The sequence below is a fragment of the Methanobrevibacter sp. genome, assembly GCF_045130115.1.
GTDB lineage: Archaea > Methanobacteriota > Methanobacteria > Methanobacteriales > Methanobacteriaceae > Methanocatella.
In genome coordinates this window covers 1-15,365 of the sequence record NZ_JBGUPC010000061.1, presented here as the reverse complement: position 1 = coordinate 15,365, position 15,365 = coordinate 1, and the positions used below count along the sequence as shown (strand labels likewise).

At 36.5% G+C, this 15,365-nt stretch carries 17 protein-coding genes; 3 read left to right on the top strand and 14 right to left on the bottom strand.

The features are described from left to right. Positions 1 to 21: 21 nt before the first annotated feature. Complete coding sequence (cbiM, locus tag ACJMML_RS10585; protein WP_405307292.1) at positions 22 to 687, bottom strand: cobalt ECF transporter S component CbiM; 666 nt, start codon at positions 685 to 687, stop codon at positions 22 to 24. 198 nt (positions 688 to 885) lie between these two features. Between cbiM and pyrF the strand changes: the two genes are divergently transcribed. After that, positions 886 to 1,533 carry an orotidine-5'-phosphate decarboxylase gene (gene pyrF, locus ACJMML_RS10580; protein ID WP_405307291.1) on the top strand — a complete coding sequence of 216 codons (648 nt, stop codon included), beginning with the start codon at positions 886 to 888 and terminating at the stop codon, positions 1,531 to 1,533. Between the two features lie 87 nt (positions 1,534 to 1,620). Further along, positions 1,621 to 1,863 (top strand): DUF5654 family protein, encoded by a 243-nt coding sequence (locus tag ACJMML_RS10575; RefSeq protein ID WP_405307290.1) that lies wholly within the window; start codon positions 1,621 to 1,623, stop codon positions 1,861 to 1,863. A 43-nt stretch (positions 1,864 to 1,906) separates the two neighbouring features. Here ACJMML_RS10575 and ACJMML_RS10570 read toward each other — a convergent pair whose 3' ends face one another. The 8 genes from ACJMML_RS10570 to ACJMML_RS10535 form a co-directional block, all read right to left on the bottom strand. Then, positions 1,907 to 2,434, bottom strand: coding sequence for a hypothetical protein (locus ACJMML_RS10570; protein ID WP_405307289.1), 528 nt, complete (start codon positions 2,432 to 2,434; stop codon positions 1,907 to 1,909). Further along, on the bottom strand, positions 2,435 to 3,358 hold the full coding sequence (locus tag ACJMML_RS10565; RefSeq protein ID WP_405307288.1) for a deoxyhypusine synthase: 924 nt from the start codon (positions 3,356 to 3,358) through the stop codon (positions 2,435 to 2,437). It abuts the gene before it with no gap. 8 nt (positions 3,359 to 3,366) lie between these two features. After that, entirely contained in the window at positions 3,367 to 4,269 is a 903-nt protein-coding gene (locus ACJMML_RS10560; protein ID WP_405307287.1) for a CBS domain-containing protein, read from the bottom strand. A gap of 115 nt (positions 4,270 to 4,384) precedes the next feature. Next, positions 4,385 to 5,374, bottom strand: a complete 990-nt coding sequence (locus tag ACJMML_RS10555; RefSeq protein ID WP_405307286.1) for an ATP phosphoribosyltransferase — start codon at positions 5,372 to 5,374, stop codon at positions 4,385 to 4,387. Between the two features lie 72 nt (positions 5,375 to 5,446). Continuing rightward, positions 5,447 to 7,495, bottom strand: coding sequence for a heavy metal translocating P-type ATPase (locus tag ACJMML_RS10550; RefSeq protein WP_405307285.1), 2,049 nt, complete (start codon positions 7,493 to 7,495; stop codon positions 5,447 to 5,449). Positions 7,496 to 7,856: 361 nt separating this feature from the next. Beyond that, on the bottom strand, positions 7,857 to 8,132 hold the full coding sequence (locus ACJMML_RS10545) for a hypothetical protein (RefSeq protein WP_405307284.1): 276 nt from the start codon (positions 8,130 to 8,132) through the stop codon (positions 7,857 to 7,859). 7 nt (positions 8,133 to 8,139) lie between these two features. Beyond that, a complete protein-coding gene (locus ACJMML_RS10540; protein WP_405307283.1) occupies positions 8,140 to 9,267 on the bottom strand; it encodes a TIGR04083 family peptide-modifying radical SAM enzyme in 1,128 nt (375 codons plus the stop codon). A 1-nt stretch (position 9,268) separates the two neighbouring features. Beyond that, the gene (locus ACJMML_RS10535; protein WP_405307282.1) at positions 9,269 to 9,478 is read right to left on the bottom strand and encodes a TIGR04165 family Cys-rich peptide; all 210 of its coding nucleotides are present in this window, start codon (positions 9,476 to 9,478) and stop codon (positions 9,269 to 9,271) included. A 169-nt stretch (positions 9,479 to 9,647) separates the two neighbouring features. Here ACJMML_RS10535 and ACJMML_RS10530 point away from each other — a divergent pair, with 169 nt between their 5' ends. Then, on the top strand, positions 9,648 to 9,830 hold the full coding sequence (locus ACJMML_RS10530) for a hypothetical protein (protein ID WP_405307281.1): 183 nt from the start codon (positions 9,648 to 9,650) through the stop codon (positions 9,828 to 9,830). Here the strand turns inward: ACJMML_RS10530 and ACJMML_RS10525 are convergent. The 5 genes from ACJMML_RS10525 to ACJMML_RS10505 all read right to left on the bottom strand — a co-directional run bounded on the left by ACJMML_RS10525 (position 9,827) and on the right by ACJMML_RS10505 (position 15,226). Beyond that, on the bottom strand, positions 9,827 to 11,050 hold the full coding sequence (locus ACJMML_RS10525) for an aldo/keto reductase (protein WP_405307280.1): 1,224 nt from the start codon (positions 11,048 to 11,050) through the stop codon (positions 9,827 to 9,829). The genes ACJMML_RS10530 and ACJMML_RS10525 overlap by 4 nt on opposite strands. 1 nt (position 11,051) lies before the next feature. Beyond that, positions 11,052 to 11,732, bottom strand: a complete 681-nt coding sequence (locus ACJMML_RS10520) for a glycosyltransferase family 2 protein (RefSeq protein WP_405307279.1) — start codon at positions 11,730 to 11,732, stop codon at positions 11,052 to 11,054. A gap of 2 nt (positions 11,733 to 11,734) precedes the next feature. Next, positions 11,735 to 12,703 (bottom strand): NAD-dependent epimerase/dehydratase family protein, encoded by a 969-nt coding sequence (locus tag ACJMML_RS10515; RefSeq protein WP_405307278.1) that lies wholly within the window; start codon positions 12,701 to 12,703, stop codon positions 11,735 to 11,737. Positions 12,704 to 12,705: 2 nt separating this feature from the next. Then, positions 12,706 to 13,557: a UTP--glucose-1-phosphate uridylyltransferase GalU gene (gene galU, locus ACJMML_RS10510; protein ID WP_405307277.1), complete on the bottom strand. Its 852-nt coding sequence runs from the start codon at positions 13,555 to 13,557 to the stop codon at positions 12,706 to 12,708. 88 nt (positions 13,558 to 13,645) lie between these two features. Next, positions 13,646 to 15,226, bottom strand: coding sequence for a hypothetical protein (locus ACJMML_RS10505; RefSeq protein WP_405307276.1), 1,581 nt, complete (start codon positions 15,224 to 15,226; stop codon positions 13,646 to 13,648). Positions 15,227 to 15,365: the final 139 nt, after the last annotated feature.

The following is a 15,365-nucleotide window of genomic DNA, read 5'->3' as shown; positions in this document are numbered from 1 at the left end:
GATGTTTTCATTTATATCACCTTATGCTTCATTAGGAGCTAAAGCACCTAATTTATCTAATAATTTTGGTTTGTAAGCTTTTAATCTATCCCAAATAATTACAGTCAATATACCTTCTCCAATAGCTAATGGTACTTGAGTAACTGCGAAAATAACTAAGAATTTAGTTAATGCTGATCCGAAACTAGGAGCAGGGAAAGCAATAGCTAATTGGAAAGAAGTAGCTACGTAAGTTAATAAGTCTCCTAAGAATGCTGCAAAGAAAATTGCAATGGTTGAAGAGATATTAGCTTTGGTTAAACCTTTGTAAACTATCCAAGCTACTAATGGTCCAACGATACCCATTGAGAATATGTTTGCACCTAAAGTAGTTAAACCACCGTGAGCAAGTAATAATGCTTGGAAAAGAAGTACGATAGTTGCGAGTACAGCTGTTACAGCAGGACCGAATAGTGCTGCACCTAATCCGTTACCACAAGGGTGAGAACAACTTCCAGTAACAGATGGTAATTTCAAAGATGATAAGATGAACATGAATGCACCACTTACTGCGAGTAAAGCTTTGGATTCAGGGGTTTCATCTACGATTTTTTTGATTTGATATAAACCGAATGCGACAACGATGAATGATATGACAAACCATATAATACACCAGGTCAATGGTAAATATCCTTCCATAATATGCATAAATTATTTCCTCCAAATTTCAATCAATATAATTTGATTAATCTCTCAATAAAAATTTAAAATATAGTTAAAATTTTATAAAGTTTTATTGATAATGATATTATATACTTTATTATATATAAATATTATTAGTAATACCCTAAACAAAATTTAGGCAAACCTAATAAATTTATAAAATAAACAACAAAATATGATACTATGAACATAAAAAACAACCTGATTCTAGCACTTGATGTAATGAGTGAAAGTGAAGCGATTGAAATCTGTGAATCAATAAAGGAATACATCGACACCATAAAAATCGGATATCCACTGGCTCTTGCGGAAGGTCTTGAAATAATAAACAAACTAAAAGATAAATTTGGATTTAATGTAATATGTGACTTTAAAGTTGCCGATATCGATGCGACAAACGAAAAGATCTGTGACGAAACCTTTAAGGCAGGGGCAGATGCAATCATATGCCACGGATTTGTCGGTGAAGACAGCGTGCAGGCATGCCTCGATATGGCAAACAAACATGAAAAAGAATTATTTTTACTGACTGAAATGTCCCATCCTGGAGCCAAAATGTTTCTGCAGAAAAATGCAGATGCCATAGCCAAAATGGGAGTTGAAATGGGAATAAAAAACTATGTTGCACCGGCCACAAGACTTGACCGTCTATCAGACATCAGAAACATTGTGGGCAGTGATGCATACATAATCTCACCGGGAGTTGGAAAACAAGGAGGAGACGGTAAAAAGACATTGGAATACTCAAATGCAATAATCGTTGGAAGAAGCATTTACGAAGCAGAAAACCCTAGTCTTGCATGCAAAAGTTTAATCGAATCCATCAAATAAACCTAAAATATTATAAATTAAGAAGAATAAAAATAATATTGTTCTTATTATCTTTGAACAAATTATAATTTAAACGGAGGAAAAAACATGGCAAACGAAGTAACAAAAATGATTATGGAAACCATCCTAGCTTTGATTACAACTGCATTCGCATTCGTTGCAGGTGAAGCATGGAACAGCGCAATCCAAAAATTAATTGAAAGCTTTATCGGTAGTGGAGACGCACTTCCTAGTTTATTCACCTATGCTATTATTGTAACCGTTGTTGCTGTAATCGTTACCGTTCTCATTGCTAGAGTAGCTGGTAGAATGGGTGTAGAAACAGACTAAAATTTAAATAAAGGAATTTTTAATTCCTTTTAACTTTCTTTTTTTAATTCAACTTTTCAAAAATTATTCCTGCAAATTCATAGGCCACTTCAAACACTATGAAGCAGATGAATACAAAAACATCAAATGCGCCGGCAAATGCCAATATGAATATAACTATTTTCATCACAAACCTATATTCAAAAAATAGATTTAAAAAAGTATTATCAGTAACTTTACCTATGGTTTCGTGACCAATTTCATCAGATAATGCCCCTACAATACAAATAAGCAAAACAATTAAATTCAAATCAGGAATTCCGCAAATCAAACATACAACAACAAATATTGCCAAGGAAATGATATGATGAATGCCGTCGACTTTTAGGGCTATCAGATTGCCTATCAAAATAGCTATGAATACATAAGCTGCTCCAACATCACTTACGGTTGCAATTGCTGAAGCCAAACCACATAGTACTCCAAAAATGCTTGCAAACTTCAAATCATGCTTTTCGTCAAAAAAATCGTCCGAATATTTCATGAAAAATCCGGACAATAAAAATAAAATAGCTAAAATAATATAATTCATCTAATCACTTGAAATCCTATCTAGACAAGCCGCATAAATCAATGGAAAGATTACTGTAACATCCCCAACGACACTTGCAAGGCTAGATCCGCATCTTGCCTTCGCCCAGGATTTTGCCTCTTCAAGGGGTGCACCGCCCAAACTTCCTGCTTCCGGCCGGTCCATTGTAATTTGAATTGCCGCATCAAGGCCTCCCTTAATGACATTGGATGCCAATGTATAATGCTTTGTAAGGCCTCCTCCAAGAAGAATTGCACCTACCTTCTCGGCTTCAAAGACAATATCTGACAGATAATGCATGTCAGCCACCGCATCCACTACAAAATCATGATCCTGATTAAAAATCCACAGCTGCAGACCCATCATTGAATCGATTAAGCCCGGAGCAAAAATAGGAACATTGTTTTTTGCGGCAGAGGCTACAAATGAGTTTTCATCATCAACCATCAAACCAATTTCATATAACAATTCCTGGATGGAGATATGATTCCTTTCGCTGGAAATCTTTTCAAAGATTTTAGTTATTTCTGTTTCAAATATGGTAAAATCATCAGAACCAACATTTATATCGGCAATTCTGCCAATACCCTCTTCATTGAGCTCTTCATCATCACGCCCCTCATGGCGATAATGTGATCCTCCAAATGCCTCAACAAGATCGTGAGTGATATTGGCTCCGCTTGATACAATCAAATTCACATGACCGTTTTCAATCATCTGAGATACAATATTTCTCATGCCTCCCGGTATCAGGGGCCCTCCAAGGCTCATGAAAACCTTCATGTCCTCATCCTGAATCATATCGGTTAAAATATTGCAGGCCCTTCCTACTCTGCCCGCTCCTAAAACGCCTGATTTGTCAAATTCATTAACTAAATCAGATACTTTCATACTATTTGTAATATTTATTGGGTTAACTTTCATTAAATCACTTAATTGGTAATAATAGGGAATTGCTTTAAGTTTGTTATACTGTCAATTAAATCTGTTCTTGTGACAATTCCAAGCAGGGAATGATTGTTGTCTGCAATAATCAATCTTGAAATTGATTTTTTAAGCATAACCTCAATTGCATTGGCTATCTTCATGTCTTCATTTACAATGACTACATTTGTTGACATCAGCTCGCCGACTGTTTTATCTTCCTTATCCTCAGCAATTGCGTTTACCAAATCGGTTAATGTAAACACTCCCACAACCTTTCCATCCTTTATAACAGGAGCTCCGTCTATTTCCTTTTTGACTAGCTTTTTGGCAGCTTCCTTTACGGAACAGTCAACTGTAAATGAGACAACATCACGGCTTGCAATGTCTCCTACAGTCTGTTTAGGAATGCTTCTGATGGTTTTTGTATCAAGTAAAAGGATATTATCCATATCGTCACGGCCAACGATTGTCCCCATGACTCCCAAGTTGTTTACCGGTGTTGGACCTATGCTGATTTCATCTCCAAGGTTCAAATCCTTGATGCTTCCCAATACTTTGATTGCGGCTTCACATTCACTAGGCTGGGGAACACTGGTAAATTCAATCTTAGCAACGGAAATGTCCTCTATCCTTTTGCCGTTTTTATAGATAGGCACCATGGAATCATTGTCTGAAACTGAAATGTTCAATGCATGATACGCTTCAATTGTTGGCTTATATCCTCCTCTAGGACCAGGAACTCCCTTAACGAGACTTAAACTTCTTAAAGCCTGCATCTGATTACGAATTGTTCCAGGATTCCTATTCATAACCTCAGCAATGTCCTCGCCCTTAATGGACTTCCCATTAGAGGATTGGTATAAATTAATCAATGTTTGCAAAATTTCTTTTTGAACAGATGTTAACATATTTAATCCCCATCAAGTAAATAATATTATAATTTATGTTAAATTAACCTTATAAATGTTAATGATTAATCATGATAAGAAAAAATTGAATTTAAAAAAAAAGAAGATGAAATGATTATTCGATTAGTTGTTTTAAATCATTTCTAATAATGGAAGTCGCATCAAATCCTTTAATTGCATCCACCATTTCTGGGAATTTTGCCTTAGGAATCAATACGTTAATCTGTGAGAAATCGGAACCAGGAGTTATTGTAGGCTCATCTGCACAGAGTTTATTGTCAATCAGATAATTTGAGACTTCCTCAATTTTGGAATTGGCAATATTGAATTTGACATCGAAATATTTTTTAGCAGTAATCGCTCCAAGCAACTGCTCATAAATCATTTGAGCCTTATCCAATTTTTCACCGGTACAGCTTACACCAGCATAAAGACCTGCTGATGAATGAAGGATAGTTTCTATCTCTTTTAGGCCTGCTTTTCTTAGACTGCTTCCGGTTTGTGTATTGTCCACAATCAGATCAGCACCTTTTTTAATATAAACTTCAGTTGCACCGTCAGAGTTAATTACCTGCACCATCTCATTGTCACCGTCAGTCAAACCTCTGACCTGTACAAAAGGCACGGAATCCCCATAGAGTTCCTGATAAACTTCATTTTCCATAATGAATTTTCTAGTCAAGTTTGGATATTCAGTGAAACATAAGATTGGAGTTTTTCTGTCTTTATTTGCCCTGAACAAATCAGACAAACTGTTATAAGGAGAATCATTTGGAACCGCCACAATCAAACGGGTTTTACCATAATCCAAATCACCGATTTTAACAGTGTCTGTTTTCCTTAAAACTGACTCTTCCTTTACCCAGTCTTCACCGACAATAGCTATGTCAACCATTCCCCTGTTCAATTCGACAGGAGTGGATTGAGGACGGGTAAGGAATGCAACAATATCCTCATCATTCAAAATTTCAATTTCATAAGATTCATCGCCAGGTTCATATCCTTTAACTTCATAACCTGCATCAACAAACAGCTGATATGTATTTCCTCTTTTTACATTATTTAAACTTCCCTTTGGAAGTCCTAAAATTATTTTATCGTTCATATTAATACCTAAATTAGACTTTTAAACTTTAAATTATATAATATTTATGAATTTATTTAAAAAAAAAGAAGATTAGTTGTGATATGCTTCACAACTTTCACGGTTTAATGCATGCTTATGGACATGCATATGCTTTATTCCATTTTCTGTCTCGATTTCATCCAGTATTTCAATACCATCATGGGAATGAGTGTGCTCACCGTCATTGTGGAAATGATAGTGATTGTGCTCCACATTCTCGGAGTCAATCTTTTTGATTGAATCGTCAAAATGCCTGTCATATAGTAATGCCGCATTCAATACGACAAGACATGACCCTGCATTGTGAACAATAGCACCGGTAACAGGATTCAACAAACCTAAAACAGAACAGACAATCGCTACCGCATTGATTGTCATTGAAATGGCAATATTTGCCTTTATAGTGAATAATGTCGAATTTGACAGTTTTTTGAGATATGGAATTTTGCCGATATCATCACCCAAAAGCGCAATGTCCGCCGCCTCGATTGCAACATCACTTCCGACAGATCCCATTGCAACACTCACATCAGCAGTCTTGAGTGCAGGCGCATCGTTTACGCCGTCACCTATCATACATACCTTCTTGCCTTCACTTTTGAGCTTTTCAATCCAATCAAGCTTTTCTTGAGGAAGCAAATTTCCATAAACCTTACCGATTCCCACTTGGGAGGCAAAGTAATTAGCAGTTTCTGTATTATCCCCAGTAAGCAATATGGTTTCGGTTCCCAAATCATGCAGACTTTCGATCATGCTTTTGGAATCCTCACGTATCACATCAGACAATCCGATTAATCCAACAACTTGGCCATCTAATGCAACGATTATTGAAGCCTTTCCTTCATTTTTTAGTTGGTCTAATTGAACGTCGACATCTACATCAATATCATTTTCGATTAGAAATTTGGAGTTTCCTGCATATACCTTACCGTAAGAATTAATACATGTAACCCCTTTTCCAGGATACATCTTAAAGTCCTTAGGTTCTTCAATGTCGATTTTGGCTTCATTCGCTTTATTAACAATAGCTTTTGCCAGAGGATGTTCACTTAATTTTTCACATGAAGAAGTGAGCTTAAGCAAATCCAAATCAGATAAATCCTCATTCAAGGAAATAATATCAGAAACTTCTAAATTACCGTAAGTTAAAGTACCAGTCTTATCGAATACCAAAGTATTTAAAGCACCAAGGGTTTCAAGCGCTTCACCGGACTTGATTAAAACACCATACTTTGTTGCCTGACCAATAGCTGCCATAATAGCTGTAGGAGTAGCGAGAATTAATGCACATGGACAGAATACCACTAGAACAGTGACCCCCCTTTCGATATTGCCTGTTGCCAACCATGCAACAATAGCAATTATCAATGCAATAGGAACAAGCCAGGTCGCCCATTTATCTGCAATCCTTTGAGTTGGAGCCTGCTTTTCATCAGCGGCCTTTACAAGATCAATCAGCTTTTGAAGTGATGAATTTTCTCCCAGGCTTGTTGCCCTAATATCGATTGCACCATAAAGGTTCATGGTTCCACAGAATACCTCATCTCCAACCTCCTTATCAATAGGAAGAGATTCTCCAGTCATGATGGACTGGTCAAGTGAGGATGTACCTTTTATCACTTCACCATCGACAGGTACGCTTTCACCAGGAAGTATCCTTAAGGTATCACCTATTTTGATTTCATCTACAGGCACAACTTCCTCAACTCCATCAACGATTCTTCTACCGGTTTGTGGAGTCAGGTTAATGAGGTTTCTTAAACCCTTTTTAGCCCTTTCAACTGTCCAGTCTTCTAAAAGAGCGCCTAATGCCATAATCCAAGCGACTTCACCGGCCGCAAATATTTCACCAATCAAAAGTGATGCAACCATAGCTATCGCAATCAGTAGCGCTGAAGAAATCCATTTTTCGCGGATTAATCTAGTCATTGCCAAAAGCAACATTGGAATACCACTTATTATTACTGTTCCCCATGCAGGGTTTAAGTAAATCGGAGTGTCAATTCCAAAAATCATAAAAATAACTGCTATCAGTAAGAATATTCCTGAAATAATGGTCATCTTTAGACCAAATAGGAAATCAGTTATTTCATCTATCACACAAAACACCTCTAAGTATTACTTTTTTTGAATTTATTTAAATACCCAGTATTACTCAAAAATTTTTTAAAGGTTTTGCCAAAAATTTGAAAACCTATAAAAAAAATTAAATTCAGTAAGTACCAACAGCCAAAAAGTATTACTTTTTTTGAGTTCATTTAAATACTCAGTATTACTAATTATTATTTTAGACTACAAAGTATATAAAAGTATTACATTTTTTGAGTTCATTTAAATACTCAGTATTACTAAAAAAAATTATTGTAAAATATTCTTTTCAAAAAAATCTTATGAGGTATCCTCCATCATCATCAGATTGGTGAAACCTCAACGTGACATTAAACAATATCAAAAAAAAATGCTAACGTTGGATTATTTCCAAGATTTTTCTGGCATAGACCCTATCCTTTTCCTTTTCATCTTCAGGAAGATCAGAATATGGAATCATCAGCTTATCCCATCTGTCCAGCCTATCTTTAACATGCAAAACAAATAATTGCTCTTCATCACTCAAATCATCTTCATGTTTCTCAATGATTTTAAGCAATGAAGATAATTCTCGGGATAACACATCCGACCATTCACACCACTGGACATGTTCCGCTTCCGCTAACTTCTCTAATGTATCATCCTTCATATTATCCCTATGGTTTCATTGCAAGGTCCATTATGCTAAACGGCTCGCCATCTTTTCTTGGAGCTGGAGCGCCCATTCCAAAGGCAGATTTGGCAAATTCCTTATTCATCCTTTTTGAAACTTCTCCAAAAATCATTTTGTATGCAGTACATTGAGGATCAACAGCTTGAGGAGTCTGATATGCAACTATTGCATTGTAAGGACATCCTCCCTCACAATATTTCACATATCTGCATTTCTTACAGTTTTCATCCACATAATCCCTAAATTCCATAAGTTTAGCCCATGCATCGGACTGCTTTAAATCATCAAAGCTTGGATTTTCAGATACATTTCCCAAAACATACTCAGGCATTCCAACAAATCGGTAACACGGATAGATTGAACCGTCAGAGCCTACAGCCAAAGTGGTGCCTATGCAGTCGGCAAAGGTACATAATGTGCCTCTTCTTCTAAGTGAAGACTTGCAGATATGATCCAAATCCATCACAGTGAACTTGTCCAAATCATAAAGGTATTTGTCCAGCCAGTCAACCAACAGTTTACCATGTTCTTCCTGGTCAAGCGCCCACGGATCAGCATTGTCTCCCCTTAGAGATGGCAAAGCAGCATGGATTTTAAGGTTCATCTTTTCCCCTTTGAAAAATTCGTACAGTTCATCTGAGAAATCCTTGGAATAATCGGTTACTGTCAAAACGAAGTTGATTATAAGACCTTTGCTTTTAGCCAGTTCATATTTTGACATTGTCTTGTCAAAATAGCCATCCCCTCTTTGGTAATCATTAATCTCTTTTGGCCCATCAATGCTTGTACTTACAACAACATTGTATTTGATAAACAAGTCAATCAGCTCATCAGACAAAAGCCAGATATTGCTTTGAAGAGAGAACCCTTCAAAATTATCCAGTTTTGAGAGCTTTTCCAGTGCATATTCATAAAAGTCATAACCAGCCAGCAGAGGTTCTCCGCCATGGAAGGTGAAGTGAACTTTATCATCCCTAAAATCGCCTAGCCATGCAATTATATGGTCTATAATTTCAGTATCCATCATTTCCTTTTTATTTTCTGAACCCCAACAATATTTGCAATTTGACGGACAATTTAGTGTAGGGATAATCATTACATGAAATGTCATTTTAACCGTAGATTTTATTTAATTCTCTTAATAGTTTTCTTTTTTCATCTTCTTCTATATCATCATTTACAAAAAATATGTAACCGCAATCTTCACATTTGACGGTTTCCATTTCTGCATGAGCATGATGATTATCCAACATTTTTCTGTGTGCGATTTTATCCTTTGAACCGCACTTTGGACATGGTGCTAAAAGTTCTTCCAATTTCATTTTTTCACCTTGATTATATTTCTATCCTTGAAGTATATAATTGTATAGAAAATAGAAAAGTTTAAATAAGATGTTTCAATGGCTACAATTTTACAAAATGGCATCAACAAAGCTTTAAATACTATTTAAACAGATATACTATATTTAATTAATATTTGAAGTGAGTGAAATGCCATATGACTATTATGAGTACCTGAAAAATCAAAGAGATAATGAAGAGTATACAGAAACTGTCGAATTAGTGAGACAAAACCTGTGGAGCGAAACAATTAACTTTAAAGTATCGCAAGAGTGGATACATATTGAAGACAAAATACTGATAAGATTATACCCACGCCTAAGATATACCTAACGATTAAGCAATTTAACCATGAACCTATAAATCGGAAATCCAACATGCTGAACAAAAACAAGGGCATACTTATAGCCTGGAATCTCAAATTCTTTTTTTACTTTTTTTAACTCTTCAATGATATCCAGTTTTTGGGGGCATTTCCTTAAGCACTTTCCACAGCCATTGCATTTGCCGGCATTTCCTGAACTTCCCATGATTCCACCGACATACTGATAATAATCCATAAAAGATTGGTTGAACAAGCCTTTATGGTTAAACAAGTATTTTTCATTATAGATTTTCATGCATTCAGGGATATTTACGCCCTGTGGACAAGGCATGCAATAGCCGCATGTGGAACAGTTAATCCTTAGGGAATTTCTCATAACCCTTTTGACAAGTTCAACAGTTTCCATTTCCTCAAATGTCATTGAAAGAGGAGTTGTTCTTTCGGCAACTGCCAAATTTTCATTTAACTGCTCGAATGAATTCATTCCTGATAAAACGCATGTGACATTGCGGTTGTTTAGGACCCACTCAAATGCCCACTCTGCAGTGCTTTTATTGGGGTTTGCCTGTTTAAATATATCTTCAGCCTCTTTTGGCATTTTTCCTGCAAGGATACCTCCTTTTAATGGTTCCATTACAAAAATTCCCATTCCCTTTGATGCAGCATATTCAATGCCCTCCATACTGGCCTGGACATTCTCATCAAAGTAATTGTACTGAACCATTACAACATCCCAATCATAACCGTCAATTAACAACGGAAACTCCTCCTTGGGGCCATGATATGAAAATCCGACATGCTTTATTTTACCTTCACGTTTGGCCTTGCTTATAAATTTAAACAAATCCCTTTTTATCAGCCTGTTCATTGACTTCAAATCAACCGCATGCATGAGATAATAATCAATGGAATCCCTTTGAAGGCGATTCAGCTGCTCTTCCAAAATATTTTCCATATCCTCATATTTTCTAACGTTTATGGTGGGCAACTTTGTACAGAGCTTAACCTTATCCTTATATTCCCCTTGAAGGATTTCACCTAAAAACGATTCGCTGTCACCATAAAGGTAAGCGGTATCTATAAAATTAACGCCATTATCAATTGCATGATATATTAGCTTTGATGCCTTTTCCCTGTCGATTTTACCGTTCTTTAATGGCAATCTCATTGCCCCAAAACCTATTGGGGAAATTTCATCGCCGGTTTTTTGAATCTTTCTGTATTGCATATTATCGCTTTGTCATTCTGATGAATTTGTCTTTTGCTATCTTGAATAAAACTCCAACACCATGGGTGACCGGTCCCTTGGTTGAAGAGTTTTCAACATCATATTTTACCGTTATAGGAACTTCAAGTATTCTCAAGTTATTTTCAGCGGCATCAGCTATCATTTCACTTTCTATCCCGAAACCAGGATCCCTGAATTTATAACAGGAAATGGTGCTGCCCTTAAATGCCCTGAATCCACTTTGGGAATCTGTAACATCAGTGCCAGCAGTGATGTTTGTGGCAATGTCCAAAACCCTTTGACCTACACGCCTGTAAGCAGGTGTGTTATCATCAAAACCGTTCAGATATCTGCTGCCATTTACAAAATCAGCCTTATCTTCCTTTATTGGCATAATCAAATCAGGAATTTCATCGGGATTGTGCTGTCCATCGCCGTCAATAGTTACAACTATGTCATACCCGTCAACCTGGCCAAAAGCATCACGCAATGAAACGCCCTTTCCAAAATTAGTGGGATGTTTTAAAAGAGATGCACCTGCCTTTTCGGCAATTTCGGAAGTATTGTCGCTGCTTCCATCATCTACAACTAAAACATCATCAGCATATTGGAGTGATTTTTCAACGACACTGCCAATAGCTGCCTGCTCATTAAATGCAGGAATAATTACAATTGTTTTCATATTTATTCGATTCTATAATAATCCTTCATCCATTCAACAGTTCTTCTTATACCTTCTTCAGGCGGAACCTGCGGATCATGTTTTAAATCACGAATGGCTTTGGAAAAGTCTATAGTTTTAACTTTTGTTGTGAACTCTTCAGCTGGAGTGTAGGTTACCAGGCTGTCATCAATTCCAACTGCATCCAAAACCATGTCAGAGTATTGTTTGATGTCCCTTTCCCATTCCTGTTTGCTTCCAACGTTGTAGACTTCGCCAGGAATGAAATTGTCAACAATATTTGCAAAGGTCCTTGCAGTATCCTCAACATAATCGATTATTCTTTTATGACCCATATGAACGGAATAAGGAAGTCCATGTAAAGCCTTGTAAATGAAGATTGGAATGAACCCTTTATATGGTGAGTATGCTTCATGAGGTCCGTAACAATTTACAGGTCTTACACGCACTGTTTCAGTTCCAAACATGGTGGCTGAGTTCATGCACATGAGCTCTCCTGCCCATTTGGAGATTGCGTAATCGTTCATCTGATAGGTTTGGGAAATTGGAACGTTTTCCATTACGTCTTCAGACATTACTCCTTCATAATCCCCATAAACTTCAGCTGATGAAAATGAAATCATTCTGAAATCAAGTTTTTCCTGAAGGCGAATCATGTTCTTCAAGCCGATTACATTGGTTTCCCATAGGTTTTCATAGTATCCTTCACCATTCCACCTTCCGTATTCAGCAGCCAAGTGATAAACATAGTCAAATTTATCGTTATCATCAAATATTCTTTCCATCTGGCGATAGTTTCTAACATCACCCCTAACATAATCAGAATAGGAATCCGAGTAGAGATCAGCTTCTCCTTCATGATGAAGCAAATCTACTGCCAGAACTTCATGTCCTCTGCTTCTAAGTTCATTGCAGAGGTTTGTACCTATAAAACCACTGCCTCCAGTAACTAAAATCCTTTGAGTTTCCATTTTTAAGCCTCTTTAATCATTTCTTTCATATAATCAAGTAAGTCATCCTTAAATTCATCATCTTCCAGAGCAAATTCAATTGAAGTTTTGAGCCATTCGAATCTGTTACCTATATCATAGGTCTTACCTTCAAATGTCACTCCATAAATTGAATCCAATTTGGATAAAGCATCAGTAAGCTGGATTTCCCCTCCAACACCAGGTTCTGTTTCATCAATCTTATCAAATATGTCAGGAGTTAAAACGTATCTGCCCATAATGGCAAGGTTGGATGGTGCTTGGTGAACCAATGGCTTTTCAACGAGCTTTTCAATATTATAAACATTTTTTTCAACTTCAGTTCCTTTAATAATGCCATATCTTTCAACCTTATGTTTCGGCACCTCTTCAAGGGAAATTGCTGAAGCATTATATTTTTCATGAACATCAATTAGCTGTTTTGTGCATGGAATGGTTCCTTTTGTGATTGAATCCCCTAAAAGAACTGCAAATGGTTCCCCGCCGATATGCTTTTTAGCACAATAGATTGCATCTCCAAGACCTTTCTGTTCTTTTTGCCTAACATAGCATATATCCGCCAAGTCGGTAATAGCGCGAACTTGCTTTAATCTGTCATCCTTGCCTGCACTTTGCAGGGTCTGTTCAAGTTCAAATGACTTGTCGAAGTGGTCTTCAATAGACCTCTTATTTCTACCAGTGACGATTAAAATGTCATCAATTCCTGAAGCTACAGCTTCTTCAATAACATACTGAATTGTTGGTTTATCATAAACCGGAAGCATTTCTTTTGCTTGAGCTTTAGTAGCAGGTAAAAATCTAGTTCCAAAACCCGCTGCCGGGATTACAGCCTTCATAATTTATCACCATATAAGTTTATATTAATATAATTTTTAGTTTAAATATTATAAATAAGTTAGTGCTAAAAAAAGAAGAAAAATATAGTTATTTTTTAACTATAATTTTATTTGAATTTGTTAGGCCTCTACAAGTTGTCTTAATTGTATATTTGCCTGCTTTTAAGTTTTTAGGTATCTTGAAAGATGCCATTCCCTTTTGATTAGTTTTTAATTTATAGGTTTTTCCTTTAAACTTGATTTTGACTGTTTGCTTTTTAAAGGCCTTTCCTTTTGAATTTAAAACCTTGATCTTGAATTTGGCGGATTTTTTAACTTTTTTGGATAGGTTCTTTGTAATCAATGTTGTCTTGATTGTGATTTTGTTTTTAACAATTATATTCTCATATTGTGAAAATACATTATAATTTCCAGGTTTCAAATTCAATTTTAAAGTTGCATAACCATCATCATCGGTCATTCTATGATATTCATGATTATTAAGGAAAAATGTAACCTCCTGATAGCTTACAGGATTGCCTCTCCTGTCAAAAACCTGAATCTTAAATTTATTATTTGAGTTATAATAGACTTTCAGATTTCCGGAAACGATTTTAGGATTAGGTGAAGGAACTGATTTGATCAGAACAAATGAACCGTTGATTTCCAATTTATCAAAGGAAATATTAGCATCCTTGGCAACATACCAATAATTAACGTTGTCCGGCTTGACAGAATGATTAGGATCAGATAGGTTATCTCCCCAATAGTTAAAATCAGCACTTAAATCTTGGGAATATGCATTATTCAAAACGTTTCTCTCATCCATCGAAAGCAGAATCGAATTTCTGATTGTTCCATTTGATCCGCTCCAAAAAATTCCACTGTCTGATATGCCGTCATTCAAGAATTTTGAAGATGAGATTATTCCGTTCTTTCCTCTCCATTCGACAGCGGCACCAACCCATGCACCATTATCCAAAAATTTTGAATCAATGATTTTCCCATCGTTTCCTCTCCAGCAGATTGCGCCTCCACCGTCAGGATATCCTACATGATTGCTCTTGAAAATGCAATTTGCAACTGTACCATTATCACCTCTCCATGTTATGGCACCCCCTTCATTTATACGAGCGCCCATCGGTCTGTTGCGGATAACATGAATGATTTGGCCGTCTTCTGTTACAAAGGTCTCCTCCTTATCGAATGGGTCGTCTTCTATGCCGCTTCCAGTATTTGCTGTAAAGTTGCAGCCATTGACTTGACCGTTCGCTCCGCTCCAGTATATTGCACCTCCACCAACTTCAGAGGTGAAATATTTGCCTAAAGCATTTCCATTTACAAAATTAATGTTCATTAAAACCACATTGTCTGCAGTAATATTGAATATTCGGGAGGAATGGTTTGCATCAATGGTGTGGCCTGCTCCATCGATAGTGATTGACTTTGAAATGACAATACCGTGAACATCCTCACCATCATATCGATAATCGCTGGTTAAGGTCAATGTTTGGTTTTCAGGAGTATCGCTAATTTTCTGGGACAGGTCATCAAAAGTAGCATTCACTAATGCATTCTCTCCATTTTCATTAATGTCCGTCAGGTTATTATCGCTTAATTCTTCAGCATTTACGCCTGAAATCAAGAAGAAAGCTAAAATGAACAGTACAAAAAAAGTAAATTTTTTCATGTAAAACTCTTTGTAAAAAAGGTCATATATAGTTTACTTAAGAAAAATTTATTAAATGGTGCGGGGGACGGGACTTGAACCCGCGAAGGGACTGACCCACTAGGCCCTCAACCTAGCGCCTTTGACCGCTCGACCACCC